We start from the raw sequence: 14,448 nt of genomic DNA, 5'->3' as shown, positions 1-14,448 counted from the left end.
GGCGCTCCGCGCTCCCGGCCGTCCCCTCTCGCCCTTCCTCGTCCCCGCCGGCCCCCCCCCCCCCCCCCCCCCCCGCGGGCGGCCCCCCCCCCCCCCCCCCCCCCCCCCCCCCCCCCCCCCCCCCCCCGGGACGGGACGGGAAGGGGCGGAGGGGGCGAGGAAACCCCCACGCCCACCCCCCCACACACCGGGCAACGGCGAAGGCCCGGGCCCACCGCATCCACGGTGCCCCGGGCCTTCGCCGTCCCACAGGCAGCCGCAAGGCAAGACAAAAGGGCGGGGCCCCCGGAATCACCCGGGGGCCCCGCCCTGACGCTGCCGACGCCTAAGGCGTACCGAAGCCCGTCAGTTGTCGTCCTCGTCGATCAGAAAGCCCCGCATCGGCGAGGGAGCCTGCTGCATCGGCGACGGCCCCTGCGGCCGCACCGGCGCCATCGGCTGCGTCATCGCCGGCGACATCTGCTGCTGACCGCCGTAGGACGGCCCGGGCTGCGACGGGTTGCCGCCCATGCCCTGGTTGCCGCCGTAGCCCGGAGCGCTCGCACCGGCCGGCGCCATGGAGGGCGCGGAGGACGACGGAAGCGACGCGGTGGCCGGCGTACGCGGCGGAGCGAGCGAGTCGTCGGCCTGGGTCTCCAGCTGGCGCAGCTGCGACTCCAGGTAGGACTTCAGACGCGTGCGGTACTCGCGCTCGAAGCCGCGCAGGTCCTCGACCTTGCGCTCCAGCGTGGCGCGGGCGGACTCCAGGGAGCCCATCGCGACGCGGTGCTTCTCCTGCGCGTCCCGCTCCAGGGCGTCGGCCTTGGCGCGGGCGTCCCGCTCCAGACCCTCGGCGCGGCTGCGGGCCTCGCCGACGATCTTGTTGGCCTCGGAGCGCGCCTCGGCGATCGCCTGGTCGGCGGTCTGCTGGGCGAGCGAGAGGACACGGGCGGCGCTGTCGCCGCCGGGGCCCTGACCGGGCTGCGGCATCTGCGGGCCGTGACCGCCCATGGGACCGCCCATCGGGCCGCCCATGTGCTGCTGCATCTGGCCCTGCATCTGACCGGGACCCTGGCCCATCGGACCCTGGCCCATCGGGCCGGGACCCTGCGGACCGCCCTGGCCACTGGGGCCGGCGGGCAGCTGCGGCGCACCGCTCGGCAGCTGGGGCGGGCCACCCATGGGGCCACCCATCTGCTGCTGCGGCGGGCCCGATATGCCGGCGGGCACGGGAGCACCGGGACCGCGCATGCCCTGCGGCGGACCCTGCTGCTGATGCTGCTGGTGCTGCTGATCCTGCGGCTCGGGCGGCTTGCGCATGCCCTGCTGCTGGTTCTGCGCAGCCGCGCGCGTGGCCGCCGCCAGCTTGGCGCGCAGGTCCTCGTTCTCGCGGAGCAACCGCGTCAGTTCGGCTTCGACCTCGTCGAGGAAGGCATCGACCTCGTCCTCGTCATAGCCTTCTCGGAGGCGGACGGTCGTGAACTGCTTGTTCCGCACGTCCTCGGGGGTCAACGGCATCTCTTCACCTCAACGTAGTCATCGGCAGTCGGCAAGACCGTATCGTCCACAGTCACCTCGCGAGATTTCCCACGAGAGTGATCAAGATGTAGACGATGATCATCAGTACGAAGAAGGACAGGTCAAGTGCCACGCCCCCGAGACGCAGTGGCGGGATGAACCGCCTCAGCAGCTTGAGCGGTGGATCGGTGACAGTGTAGGTGGCCTCCAGAACGACCACCATCGCCTTGCCGGGTTGCCATGAGCGGGCGAACTGGAAGACGTAGTCCATGACCAGCCGGAAGATCAGCACGATGAGGAAGCACATCAGCGCGACGTAGAGAATCTCCAAAACCACGCCCATGATCCGTGCGTCCCTCTCCCCTGTTCCGTGCCGTGTCCGGTCCTGCGTCTCAGCTCTGGTTGAAGAACCCGCCCTCTGCGATGCGGGCCTTGTCCTCCGCCGTGACATCGACGTTAGCAGGCGACAACAGGAACACCTTCTGCGTCACCCGCTCGATGCTGCCGTGAAGACCAAACACCAAACCGGCCGCAAAGTCGACAAGTCGCTTCGCGTCTGTGTCATCCATCTCAGTCAGATTCATGATCACCGGGGTGCCCTCACGGAAGTGTTCCCCGATGGTACGGGCCTCGTTGTAGGTCCGCGGGTGCAGCGTGGTGATCCGGTACGGCTCTCGTTCGGACACGACCTTGGGCATGATCACCGGTGCGTTCTTCTCCATGCTCTGACGTTCTTGTGTGATGGATGCCACGGGGGCGATTCGCGCCGGACGCCCGGATTCCGCGGGAAGCGAAGCGGAATGCGGTACTGGGTCGCGCTGCACCGGTGGCTGCACCACTCGCACCGGTTCGTCCCTTTGGGACTGATGTGCCTGGTGCGACTGATGAGACGGCTCGTGCCGCCTGCGGTCCCGCTCGGGCTCCGGGTCGAGCTCGGGCTCGAAGTCGTCGTCGGGGTCGAATCCCCTGCCGTCGTACCCATCGTCCTCCACGAGGCCGAGGTAGACCGCCATCTTGCGCATCGCGCCGGCCATGCTCTGAGTCCTCCGCTCTGTGGTGGATCGGCTGACGACTTGCCAAGTGCCTGCGATCCACGAGGTCGTTTTGCCCGCCTTTGGCGGTAATGACCATATTTTCTGCTGTGGTCCGACTTCTTGGCGACGTTACCCGAGCCCGGGGCGGACGCCGAGTACCGCAGTGCCGACGCGTACATGTGTCGCTCCGGCGGCCACGGCCTGCTCGAGGTCCGCACTCATCCCTGCCGAGACCATGTTCGCAGCCGGATGGGCGCTGCGCAGGGCAGTCGACAAATCCATCAGCCGCCCGAACGCCGCCGGTTGGCGGCCCGCGTACGGGCCGGTGAGCGGGGCGACGGTCATCAGCCCGTCCAGCCGGAGCCCCGGAGCGTCCGCCACGAGGTTCCCCAACTCCTCGATCCCGCCGGGCCCCACGCCCCCGCGCGCGCCCCGGCCGCTCTCCTCCGCGTCGAGCGCGACCTGGATGAGGCAGCCCAGTTCGCGCTCCGCGCGGACCGCCCCCTTCGACAGAGCTGTGACGAGCTTGGGACGATCGACGGACTGCACGACATCGGCGTAACCGACCACGGAGCGGACCTTGTTGGTCTGCAACTGGCCGACGAAGTGCCAGGAAAGGGGCAGATCCGAACATGCCGCGGCCTTCGGCGCCGCGTCCTGGTCCCGGTTCTCGGCGACGTGCCGGACACCGAGTTCCGCCAGGATCCGCACGTCGCTCGCCGGATAGGTCTTGGTGACCACGATCAGGGTCACCTCTTCACGCTTGCGCCCCGCGGCCGTGCACGCCGCGGTGATGCGCTCTTCCACTTCCGCCAGATTCGCGGCGAGTTGCGCCTTACGGTCCGTCATGCCCCATCAGTCCAGCCAGACATAGCCCGCGAGCCGCCCGGTCGTGCGGTCCCGTCGGTAGGAGAAGTGGTCGTCCGACTCGATCGTGCACACCGGCGACTGCTCCCGGTCGCGCACCCCGAGCCGTTCCAGCTGCGCGTGCACACCGGCGGTCACGTCGACCGCGGGAGTGCCCCAGCTCGTCTCGGCGTACGCCGCGGGCTCGACGGCCGCGACCTCGGCGCGCATGGCGTCGGGCACCTCGTAGCACCGCCCGCAGACGGCGGGTCCGGTGCGGGCGACGATCCGGGACGGCTCGGCGCCGAGCTCCACCATCGCCGCGACCGCCGCGGGGACGACGCCGGCGACCATGCCGGGCCGCCCGGCGTGCGCTGCGGCCGCCACCCCGGCGACGGGGTCGGCGAGCAGCACCGGCGTGCAGTCGGCGGTGAGCACGGCGAGGGCGAGCCCGCGGCGGGTCGTGACGAGCGCGTCGACCTCGGGCACCGCCCGCTCCCCCCACGGTTCCTCGACCACGGCCACGTCCGCCTTGTGCACCTGGTTCATCCACACGACCCGAGCCGGGTCGAGTCCCAGGGATTTGGCGGCCAGTTCGCGGTTGGTGCGTACGGCGCCGGGGTCGTCGCCGACCGCTCCGCCGAGGTTGAGCTCCTCGTACGGAACGGCGCTCACTCCGCCCCACCGGTCGGTGAAGGCGAAGTGCGCGCCGCTCTGTGTGCTCGTTCCGGAGCGCGTTCCTATCACTTCAGGAAGTCCGGCACGTCCAGCTCTTCGGCCGCGCTGTCCGAGTAGGAGCGGGAAGGCGGGACCGGCGGGGACACGGGCAGTTCGTTCGTCGGCTCCGGAGCGGGCTCCGGGGCCTCCTTCGGGGTGACGCTGCCGAGCGAGCCGAAGGTGGGGCGGCTGTCGGAGGCCCGTACCGGGGTGGGCTCCTCGCGCTTGGCGGAGGAGGACCCGAGGACGGTGTCCCGCTTGGACGGCGGCTGGCCGCCGTCGAAGCCGGCGGCGATGACGGTGACCCGCACCTCGTCGCCGAGCGCGTCGTCGATGACCGCGCCGAAGATGATGTTGGCCTCCGGGTGGGCCGCCTCGCTGACCAGCTGGGCGGCTTCGTTGATCTCGAACAGGCCGAGGTCGGAGCCGCCGGAGATGGAGAGCAGCACGCCGCGTGCGCCGTCGATGGAGGCTTCGAGGAGGGGCGAGGAGATCGCCATCTCCGCCGCCGCCACCGCGCGGTCGTCGCCGCGGGCCGAGCCGATGCCCATGAGGGCCGAACCCGCCTCGGACATCACGGACTTGACGTCGGCGAAGTCGAGGTTGATCAGGCCGGGGGTGGTGATGAGGTCGGTGATGCCCTGAACACCCGACAGCAGGACCTGGTCCGCGGACTTGAACGCGTCCAGGACGGAGACCTGGCGGTCCGAGATGGAGAGCAGCCGGTCGTTGGGGATGACGATGAGGGTGTCGACCTCTTCGCGGAGTTCCGCGATGCCGTCCTCGGCCTGGTTGGCGCGGCGCCGCCCTTCGAAGGTGAAGGGGCGGGTGACCACGCCGATGGTGAGGGCGCCGAGCGAGCGGGCGATGTTGGCGACGACAGGTGCGCCGCCGGTGCCGGTGCCACCGCCCTCGCCGGCGGTGACGAAGACCATGTCGGCCCCCTTGAGGACCTCCTCGATCTCCTCGCGGTGATCCTCGGCCGCCTTGCGGCCGACGGCCGGGTTGGCTCCGGCGCCGAGTCCGCGGGTGAGTTCACGGCCCACGTCGAGTTTGACGTCGGCGTCGCTCATCAACAGAGCTTGCGCGTCGGTGTTGATGGCGATGAACTCGACGCCCTTGAGACCGACCTCGATCATCCGGTTGATGGCATTGACACCACCGCCGCCGACACCGATGACTTTGATGACTGCGAGGTAGTTCTGCGGTGCTGCCACGTCGAAGGCCTCTCGCCTCGAGTTACGTGTCGCCGCCTCGCTGTCTCGCGATCCGACGACTGATGCCGAATGGGACGGTCCGAACGCCGACCCGAACCCTAACGCTGAAGTTTAGGGTTACCAGTGTGTCTGTTCCTTGGACTCTTCCGAACAGGACACTAAGTCGACAAGTGGCGCACGTTCAACGAACACGCCGAACCTCCCGTTTTTCTTTTCACCCTATGTGATCAGGCGTAGCGCTGCCCAACCAGGGTGCTGGCCTGCGCGGATGTGCGTCAACTCCCCGATGACGCAGGGGCGGTGGGCACGCTCACGTCGAAGTCCCGGGCCTCGGGAGCTGCTTTCATGAGAGCGGTGAGCGTACGCGCCTTGGCGCGCCCCTTCTCGCCACTCCCCCACGTGACGGTGCGCCCGCCGCTCAGCTCCAGCGAGATCGAGTCGTACGAACGGACCTTGACGGTCCTGGTGTCGCGGGCGACGGCGGCCGGGATGTCCCCGGCGACGCGTACCGCCTCGCGCACCAGCCGGTCGGTGCCGAAGCGGCGCAGCCCGGCGGAGTGAGTGACCGTCAACTCCAGTGCGGGTACGCCCTTCGGGGGGCGCGAAACCGTGGCGAATCGCACGCCCTTGGCGTCGACTTCGACGTACTTGCCCCCCTTTTCACGGTTTTTGACGATCAACACCGGAGTGCGCTCGGTCACGTTCAGTCCGATTCCGTGGGGCCAGGAGCGGACCACGTCGACCGAGTCGATCCGGGGCAGCGCCTCGCGAAGCCGGGCCTCGATGGCGTCGGTGTCGACCGAGACGAGCGGGGAGCCGACCGGGACGTCGGCCGCCTCGCGCACCTGCTGCGGCGTGAGGACCCGCGTCCCGGTAACGGGCACCTGCTCGACGCGCAGCCAGTGGGAGCCGTACAGGACCCAGACGGAGGCGGCCCCGGTCAACACCACGGCCAGCAAAAGGATGATGAGCGTACGAGGGCGGGGCAGCCGCCCGGCGCGGGACGGCCGGGGCGGGCCGGACTCGGTCTTCTGCCGTTCGCCGCGTTCGGCGGTCGTCGGTCCGGCCACGCTCCCCTGCCTTCTGTCACGCGCGGTGGCGCGACGCAATCGCCTCGTACACCATGCCGACGAGCAGGTCGTCGGCGTCCCGGCGGCCGAACTCGCTGGCGGCACGGGACATCTCGAACAGCCGGTGCGGGTCGGCCAGCACGGGCAGCACGTTCGCCTGGATCCACTCCGGCGTCAGTTCCGCGTCGTCGACCAGCAGTCCGCCGCCCGCCTTCACCACCGGCTGGGCGTTGAGCCGCTGTTCGCCGTTGCCGATGGGCAGCGGGACGTAGGCGGCCGGGAGCCCGACGGCGGAGAGTTCGGCGACGGTCATCGCACCCGCGCGGCAGAGCATCATGTCGGCCGCCGCGTACGCGAGATCCATCCGGTCCACGTACGGTACCGGGATGTAGGGGGGCATCCCCGGCATCTGCTGGACCTGCGGCAGTTCGTTCTTCGGCCCGACCGCGTGCAGGATCTGGATGCCGGCCTGCTGGAGGTACGGAGCGACCTGCTGGACGACCTCGTTGAGGCGGCGGGCGCCCTGCGAGCCGCCGGAGACCAGCAGCGTCGGCAGGGCGGGGTCCAGACCGAAGGCGGCCCGTGCCTCGGGGCGCACGGCGGCCCGGTCCAGGGTGGCGATGGAGCGGCGCAGCGGGATGCCGATGTAGCGGGCGCCGCGCAGCTTGCTGTCCGGCGTCGAGACGGCCACCTGGGCCGCGTACCGGGAGCCGATCTTGTTGGCCAGGCCGGGGCGGGCGTTGGCCTCGTGGATGACGATCGGCACCCCGAGGCGCTTGGCGGCGAGGTAGCCCGGCAGGGCGACGTAGCCGCCGAACCCGACCACGGCGTCCGCCTTGGTGCGCTCCAGGATCTGCTCGGCGGCCTTGATCGTGCCGCGCAGCCGTCCGGGGACGGTGATCAGCTCGGGGGTGGGCTTGCGTGGCAGCGGCACGGCGGGGATGAGCGCGAGATCGTAGCCCCGCTCGGGCACCAGTCGGGTCTCAAGTCCGCGCTCCGTGCCCAGGGCCGTGATTCCCACGGTCGGGTCCTGCCTGCGCAGGGCGTCCGCGAGGGCGAGCGCGGGCTCGATGTGGCCGGCGGTCCCCCCACCGGCGAGTACGACATGCACCGAAATTCACCGCTCTCCGGACGAACGCGCCGTGGCGCGCCGTCGCATCGTGTTCCATCTCCGAGGCTCTGCGGAGCCTCTGACCGCAGCACGCTTTCTACCAAAGCGGGGTTGCCGCATGGCAAGCGCCGCCCGCGCAGCGGGCTCGTCGCGTGCGAAGGCGATCAGCAGCCCGATGGCGAACATGGTCGGCAGCAGGGCGGAACCCCCGTAGGAGAACAGCGGGAGCGGGACTCCGGCGATCGGCAGCAGGCCGAGCACCGCACCGATGTTGATCACGGCCTGGGCCGTGATCCAGGTGGTCACGCCACCCGCGGCATACCTGACGAAGGGGTCCTCCGTACGTCCGGCCACGCGGATACCCGCATAGCCTAGAGCCGCGAAGAGGGCGAGCACCGACAGCGTCCCTGACAGTCCCAGTTCCTCCCCGGTGATGGCGAAGATGAAGTCGGTGTGCGCTTCCGGCAGTTGACCCCATTTCTCCACACTCGCGCCGAGCCCGGATCCGAAGAGCCCGCCGGAGGCGAGGGCGTAGATGCCGTGCACGGCCTGCCAGCACTGGTCGTTCGGACCGGGATCGGTCGCGCCGATGCAGGCGAGCCGTGACATGCGGTTGGGGCTGGTCTTGATGAGGATGACGCCGATGGTCGCGGCGACGGCCAGGACGCCCGCGAAGAGCCGTGTGGGGGCACCCGCGAGCCACAGCAGGCCGAAGAGGATGGCGGTGAGGATGATCGCCGTTCCCATGTCGCCGCCGAGCATGATCAGTCCGAGCAGCATGAAGGCGACCGGGACCAGCGGCACCAGCATGTGCTTCCACTGGGTCAGCAGCCGCCGGTCCTCCTTGCGCGCGAGCAGGTCGGCGCCCCAGAGCACGAGCGCGAGCTTGCCGAACTCGCTGGGCTGGAGCTGGAAGGGGCCGCCGACGGAGATCCAGTTCTGGTTGCCGTTGACCGCCATCCCTATCCCCGGCACCTGCACCAGGACCATCAGGAAGACGGATCCGGCCAGTATCGGGTAGGCCAGCGCCCGGTGGAGCTTCACGGGCATCCGCGAGGCCAGCAGCAGCAGTCCGGTGCCGATCGCGGCGGCCAGGAACTGCTTGCGGAAGAAGTACGACCCCGGCAGCGACAGCTGGAGCGCCTTGATCATGGAGGCCGAGTAGACCATCACCAGGCCGAGCACGGTGATCAGCAGGGCGCTGCCGAAGATCAGGTAGTACGCGGTCAGCGGCCGGTCCCAGGCGCGGCGGGCGCGCACGACGAAGCCCCGCAGGGGGTTCTCACCCGGGGAGCGCGGGGCGGCGGGACGCCTGGCGGCCCGCTGCACGGGGGGTCGGCCGGTTCGGCTACTGGGCATCGGCGTCTCCGGGCCACAACGGTGTCACGCGTCCGTCCCTCCCAAAGGTCGCCCGGCAGGCGGCCGGGTCAGGCGCCGAGTCCGCGAACCGCCTCCGCGAACGCGTCACCGCGCTTGTTGTAGTTGGCGAACATGTCCATCGAGGCACAGGCCGGAGCCAGCAGGACCGTGTCCCCCGGCTCGGCGAGCCGCCTCGCCTCCTGGACCGCCGCGAGCATCGCCCCAGTGTCCGTCCGGTCCAGGTCGACGACCGGGACTTCGGGCGCGTGTCGCGCCAGCGCTTCCCGGATCAGGGCCCGGTCGGCGCCGATGAGCACCGCGCCCCGCAGCCGCTTCGCCGACTTGGCGACCAGTTCGTCGAAGGTGGCGCCCTTGGCGAGCCCGCCGGCGATCCACACGATCGACTCGTAGGCCGCCAAAGAGGCTTCCGTGGCATGGGTGTTGGTCGCCTTGGAGTCGTCGACGTACGCGACTCCGTCCACGTCGGCGACGTGCGCGATGCGGTGGGCGTCCGGACGGAAGGCCCGCAGTCCGTCGCGTACGGCCGCCGGGGGCACCCCGAAGGCACGCGCCAGGGCCGCCGCCGCAAGGGCGTTGGCGATGTTGTGCGGGGCGGGCGGGTCGACGTCGGAGACCTGCGCCAGCTCCTGCGCGTTCTTCTGCCGGTCCTCGACGAAGGCGCGGTCGACCAGGATGCCTTCCACGACGCCGAGTTGGGAGGGCCCGGGTGTGCCGAGCGTGAAGCCGATCGCCCGGCACCCCTCCTCGACGTCCGCCTCGCGCACCAGGTCCTCGGTGGCCTTGTCGGCCACGTTGTAGACACAGGCGACCCGATTCCCCTCGTACACACGGCCCTTGTCGGCGGCGTACGCCTCCATGGAGCCGTGCCAGTCGAGGTGGTCGGGCGCGAGGTTCAGGACGACCGCGGAGTGGGCGCGCACGGAGGGCGCCCAGTGCAGCTGGTAGCTGGAGAGTTCGACGGCGAGCACGTCGTACGGCTCGTCGCCGAGGACCGCGTCCAGCAGCGAGACGCCGATGTTGCCGACGGCCGCGGTGCGCAGCCCGGCCGCCTTGAGGATCTCGGCGAGCATCTGGACGGTCGTCGTCTTGCCGTTGGTGCCGGTGACCGCGAGCCAGGGCGCCGCGTCGGGCCCGCGCAGCCGCCAGGCCAACTCGACATCGCCCCAGACCGGGACGCCCGCCTCGGCGGCCGCGGTGAACAGCGGCTTGTCGGGCTTCCAGCCGGGGGCGGTGACGACGAGTTCGGTGCCCGCGGGCAGGGTCGCCCCGTCGCCGAGGCGCACGGTGACCCCGAGCGCCTCCAGCTCCGCCGCCTGGGCCCGCGCACGCTCGTCGTCGCCGTCGTTGACGACCGTGACGACGGCGCCGAGGCCGTGCAGCACGCGGGCCGCCGGGATGCCGGAGACGCCGAGCCCGGCGACGATGACGTTCTTCCCCTGCCAGTCGGTCACTTCTTGGCTGCCCATCCCGCGTAGAAGAGGCCGAGACCGACGATCACGCACATGCCCTGGATGATCCAGAAGCGGACCACCACCAGGACCTCGGACCAGCCCTTGAGTTCGAAGTGGTGCTGCAGTGGCGCCATGCGGAAGACGCGCTTGCCGGTGAGGCGGAAGGAGCCGACCTGGATGACCACCGACATGGTGATCAGGACGAACAGGCCGCCGAGCAGCGCGAGCAGGAACTCCGTGCGGGAGCAGATCGCGAGGCCGGCAAGCGCGCCGCCGAGGGCCAGCGAGCCGGTGTCGCCCATGAAGATCTTGGCGGGTGAGGTGTTCCACCACAGGAAGCCGAAGCAGGCGCCCATGAGGGCGGCGGCCACCACGGCCAGGTCGAGCGGATCGCGCACCTCGTAGCAGGCGCCCGGGTTGGTGAGGGCCTGCGCGTTGGCGCAGGACTCCTGGAACTGCCAGACGCCGATGAAGGTGTAGGCGCCGAAGACCATGACGGAGGCGCCGGTGGCGAGGCCGTCCAGACCGTCCGTCAGGTTCACGCCGTTCGACATCGCGAGGATCATGAACAGCGCCCAGACCACGAACAGCACCGGGCCGATGGACCAGCCGAAGTCCTGCACGAAGGAGAGCTTCGTGGAGGCGGGGGTGTTGTTGCGGTTGTCCGCGAACTGCAGGGAGAGCACGGCGAAGGAGACGCCGACGATCAGCTGGCCGGCCATCTTGGCCTTGGCCCGCAGACCGAGCGACCGCCGCTTGACGATCTTGATGTAGTCGTCCAGGAAGCCCACCAGGCCCATGCCGGCCATCAGGCCGAGGACCAGCAGGCCGGAGAAGGTGGGCGCGTAGCCCGTGATCACCTTGGACAGGAAGTACGCGATGATCGTCGCCAGGATGAAGGCGATACCGCCCATGGTAGGCGTACCGCGCTTGCTGTGGTGCTCGCGCGGGCCGTCGTCACGGATGTACTGGCCGTAGCCCTTGCGGGCAAGGAGCTTGATCAGCAGCGGAGTGCCGACCAGGGTCAGGAACAGGCCAATGACTCCCGCGAACAGGATCTGCTTCATCATCGGGCGGAAACCTCACCCTCGGCACCGGGCTCGAGCAGCGCCAGCGCCACCCGTTCCAGCCCGACCGACCGGGACGCCTTCACGAGTACGACGTCCCCTGGGCGCAGCTCGCTGCGCAACAGGTCGACAGCCGCCTGTGCGTCGGACACGTGCACCGACTCCTCACCCCACGAACCCTCGTTATATGCGCCCAGTTGCAGCCAGGACGCTTCCCTGCCCCCGACCGCGACGAGCTTGCTGACGTTGAGCCGGACGGCGAGCCGTCCGACCGCGTCGTGCTCGGCGAGCGCCTCGTCCCCGAGCTCGGCCATCTGACCGAGCACCGCCCAGGTCCGCCGCCCCTTGCCCATCGCCACGAGCGCGCGCAGGGCGGCTCGCATGGACTCGGGGTTCGCGTTGTAGGCGTCGTTGACGACCGTCACGCCGTCCGGGCGCTCGGTGACCTCCATGCGCCAGCGGGAGAGGGAGCCCGCCTCGGAGAGCGCACGGGCGATCTCGTCTGCGGACATGCCCAGCTCATGGGCGACGGCGGCCGCGGCGAGCGCGTTCGACACGTGATGCTCACCGTACAGGCGCATGGTCACATCGCTGCACCCGGAGGGTGTGCGAAGGCTGAAGCTGGGCTGTCCGGTCTCCGTGAGACGGACGTTCTCGCCACGTACGTCCGCTTCGTCGGACTCTCCGAAGAGGAGCACGCGCGCTTTCGTCCGGGACGCCATGGCGCGTACGAGGGGATCGTCGGCGTTGAGGATCGCGGCGCCGTCCTCGGGCAGGCTCTCCACCAACTCGCCCTTGGCCTGGGCGATCTGCTCCCGGCCGCCGAACTCGCCGATGTGGGCGGAGCCGACGTTCAGGACGAGCCCGACCTTCGGCGGGGTCAGTTGGGTGAGGTAGCGGATGTGCCCGATACCGCGCGCGCCCATCTCCAGCACGAGGAACCTGGTCTCCTCGGTGGCGCTGAGCGCGGTCAGCGGCAGCCCGATCTCGTTGTTGAGCGAGCCGGGCGTGAAGACGGTCGGCGCCTTGCTCCGCAGCACCTGGGCGATCAGGTCCTTGGTGCTGGTCTTGCCCGCGGAGCCGGTGAGGGCCACGAGGGTCGCGCCGAGCCGTTCGACGACGTGGCGGGCGAGGGCGCCGAGGGCCCACTGCACGTCGTCCACGACGATCGCGGGCACCCCCACCGGCCGCGAGGCCAGTACGGCGACCGCGCCGGCCTCGACGACCGAGCGGGCGTAGTCGTGGCCGTCCGCGCGTTCGCCGACGAAGGCGACGAAGAGGCTGCCGGGCTCCACTTCACGGGAGTCCCTGACGACGGGTCCGGTGACCTGTACCGCCGGATCCGGTATGTCGTGCGTCTGCCCGCCGACGACTGCTGCGATCTCGGCGAGAGAGAGGGCGATCACAAGTTCATCCCTGGGTCTTCTGGATAGCTTCGCGAAGCACCTGGCGGTCGTCGAAGGGACGGACCACTCCGGCGATGTCCTGGCCCTGCTCGTGGCCCTTGCCCGCGACCAGCACGGTGTCGCCCGGCTGTGCGAGGGCGACGGCCGCGGCGATGGCGGCGGCCCGGTCCTCGAAGACCGCGACGTCGCCGCGCCGGTGCGCCGGGACCTCCGCGGCACCGGCGAGCATCGTGGCGAGGATCGCCAGCGGGTCCTCCGAGCGGGGGTTGTCCGATGTCAGTACGGCGGTGTCGGCCAGCCGGGCCGCCGCGGCGCCCATCGGCTTGCGCTTGGTCGTGTCGCGGTCGCCGCCGCAGCCGAGCACGATGTGCAGGCGGCCCTCGGTGACCTTGCGCAGGGCGCGCAGCACCGATTCGACGGCGTCCGTCTTGTGGGCGTAGTCGACCACCGCCAGGTAGGGCTGGCCCTCGTCCACGCGCTCCAGCCGGCCCGGTACGCCGGGTACCGCGGCGATGCCGTCCGCGGCGCCCTGCGGGTCGATCCCGGCGACGGCGAGGGAGACGATCGCGGCGAGGGTGTTGGCCACGTTGAAGGTCCCGGCGAGCGGCGACCTCGCCGTGATCCGCTCCTCCTTCGGGCCGACCACGGTGAACGTCGAGTCCATGGGCCCGACTTGGACGTCCTCGGCCCGCCAGTCGGCGTCCGGGTGTCCCTCCGCGGAGAAGGTGACGACCGGGACGGTGGCCTGCCCGACCAGCCGGCGCCCGTACTCGTCGTCGAGGTTGACCACGCCCAGCCGGCTGCGTTCCGGTGTGAACAGCTGCGCCTTGGCCTGGAAGTAGTCCTCCATCCCGGAGTGGAACTCCATGTGCTCCGGGCTGAGGTTGTTGAAGACGGCGACGTCGAAGACGCAGCCGTCGACCCGGCCGAGGACCAGCGCGTGGCTGGAGACCTCCATGGCGACCGCCTCGACCCCGCGTTCGCGCATGACCGCGAACAGGGCCTGCAGGTCGGTGGCTTCGGGGGTGGTGCGCTCGGACTTGATGCGCTCGTCGCCGATGCGCATCTCGACCGTGCCGATGAGGCCGGTGGAGCGGACCGTCTTCAGACCGCCCTCGACGAGGTACGCCGTGGTGGTCTTGCCCGAGGTGCCGGTGATGCCGATCTGGAGCAGGTCGCGTCCGGGGTGGCCGTAGATCGTGGCGGCCAGCTCGCCCATCTGCCGGCGCGGCTCGTCGACGACGAGCACCGGCAGACCGGTGGCCGCGGCGCGCTCGGCGCCCTCGGGGTCGGTCAGCACGGCGGCGGCGCCGAGGCCCGCCGCCTGCGTCACGAAGTCGGCACCGTGCAGGCGGGCGCCGGGCAGCGCCGCGTACAGGTCCCCGGGGCGCACGGCACGGGAGTCGTGCGTGATGCCCGTGATGTCCGCGTCCGAAGCCGGGACGGGGGCGCCCAGCTGATCGGCGAGCTCCGCGAGGGGTGTGGCGGAGATCCGAACCGGTCGCGGCGGCCCCGGATATGTCACAGGAGCGCCCTTCTGGGTGGTTTGGGACTGATCAGCGTGTGGCACGGCGGTGAGCGTACCGGGCGTGGGCCCGCCGGAGCGAAGCGAGGGGCGTGGCGGGCCGTGGTTCCCGTGGTCGGGAGTGATC

Annotated in this window: 13 protein-coding genes; all 13 read right to left on the bottom strand. The window is 70.7% G+C overall.

Annotated elements, in window-relative coordinates:
* Window positions 1-345: 345 nt before the first annotated feature.
* On the bottom strand, window positions 346-1,497 hold the full coding sequence (locus tag ACFYQQ_RS39085; RefSeq protein ID WP_355791822.1) for a DivIVA domain-containing protein: 1,152 nt from the start codon (window positions 1,495-1,497) through the stop codon (window positions 346-348).
* A 52-nt stretch (window positions 1,498-1,549) separates the two neighbouring features.
* Window positions 1,550-1,840: a YggT family protein gene (locus tag ACFYQQ_RS39080; protein ID WP_121403530.1), complete on the bottom strand. Its 291-nt coding sequence runs from the start codon at window positions 1,838-1,840 to the stop codon at window positions 1,550-1,552.
* 49 nt (window positions 1,841-1,889) lie between these two features.
* Complete coding sequence (locus ACFYQQ_RS39075; RefSeq protein WP_121403529.1) at window positions 1,890-2,531, bottom strand: cell division protein SepF; 642 nt, start codon at window positions 2,529-2,531, stop codon at window positions 1,890-1,892.
* A gap of 129 nt (window positions 2,532-2,660) precedes the next feature.
* A complete protein-coding gene (locus ACFYQQ_RS39070) occupies window positions 2,661-3,380 on the bottom strand; it encodes a YggS family pyridoxal phosphate-dependent enzyme (RefSeq protein ID WP_355791827.1) in 720 nt (239 codons plus the stop codon).
* A gap of 6 nt (window positions 3,381-3,386) precedes the next feature.
* The gene (pgeF, locus tag ACFYQQ_RS39065) at window positions 3,387-4,124 is read right to left on the bottom strand and encodes a peptidoglycan editing factor PgeF (protein ID WP_356170214.1); all 738 of its coding nucleotides are present in this window, start codon (window positions 4,122-4,124) and stop codon (window positions 3,387-3,389) included.
* On the bottom strand, window positions 4,121-5,311 hold the full coding sequence (gene ftsZ / locus ACFYQQ_RS39060; RefSeq protein WP_355793871.1) for a cell division protein FtsZ: 1,191 nt from the start codon (window positions 5,309-5,311) through the stop codon (window positions 4,121-4,123). Before ftsZ ends, pgeF begins: the two co-directional genes overlap by 4 nt.
* A gap of 275 nt (window positions 5,312-5,586) precedes the next feature.
* The gene (locus ACFYQQ_RS39055; protein WP_355793870.1) at window positions 5,587-6,381 is read right to left on the bottom strand and encodes an FtsQ-type POTRA domain-containing protein; all 795 of its coding nucleotides are present in this window, start codon (window positions 6,379-6,381) and stop codon (window positions 5,587-5,589) included.
* A gap of 16 nt (window positions 6,382-6,397) precedes the next feature.
* Window positions 6,398-7,492, bottom strand: coding sequence for an undecaprenyldiphospho-muramoylpentapeptide beta-N-acetylglucosaminyltransferase (gene murG, locus ACFYQQ_RS39050; protein ID WP_356170210.1), 1,095 nt, complete (start codon window positions 7,490-7,492; stop codon window positions 6,398-6,400).
* 6 nt (window positions 7,493-7,498) lie between these two features.
* Complete coding sequence (gene ftsW, locus ACFYQQ_RS39045) at window positions 7,499-8,851, bottom strand: putative lipid II flippase FtsW (protein ID WP_355786066.1); 1,353 nt, start codon at window positions 8,849-8,851, stop codon at window positions 7,499-7,501.
* Between the two features lie 68 nt (window positions 8,852-8,919).
* Window positions 8,920-10,338 carry a UDP-N-acetylmuramoyl-L-alanine--D-glutamate ligase gene (gene murD / locus ACFYQQ_RS39040; protein WP_355786069.1) on the bottom strand — a complete coding sequence of 473 codons (1,419 nt, stop codon included), beginning with the start codon at window positions 10,336-10,338 and terminating at the stop codon, window positions 8,920-8,922.
* On the bottom strand, window positions 10,320-11,393 hold the full coding sequence (mraY, locus tag ACFYQQ_RS39035) for a phospho-N-acetylmuramoyl-pentapeptide-transferase (protein ID WP_355786072.1): 1,074 nt from the start codon (window positions 11,391-11,393) through the stop codon (window positions 10,320-10,322). The genes murD and mraY overlap by 19 nt, the downstream gene beginning before the upstream one ends.
* Window positions 11,390-12,796: a UDP-N-acetylmuramoyl-tripeptide--D-alanyl-D-alanine ligase gene (gene murF / locus ACFYQQ_RS39030; protein ID WP_355786076.1), complete on the bottom strand. Its 1,407-nt coding sequence runs from the start codon at window positions 12,794-12,796 to the stop codon at window positions 11,390-11,392. The genes mraY and murF overlap by 4 nt, the downstream gene beginning before the upstream one ends.
* A 4-nt stretch (window positions 12,797-12,800) precedes the next feature.
* Entirely contained in the window at window positions 12,801-14,321 is a 1,521-nt protein-coding gene (locus tag ACFYQQ_RS39025) for a UDP-N-acetylmuramoyl-L-alanyl-D-glutamate--2,6-diaminopimelate ligase (RefSeq protein ID WP_356238873.1), read from the bottom strand.
* Window positions 14,322-14,448 lie beyond the last annotated feature (127 nt).

This window comes from Streptomyces sp. NPDC005496, from assembly GCF_042872045.1.
Lineage (GTDB): Bacteria > Actinomycetota > Actinomycetes > Streptomycetales > Streptomycetaceae > Streptomyces.
Note: the sequence above shows the minus strand (reverse complement) of the source record. Positions and strands in the feature narration are given on the sequence as shown.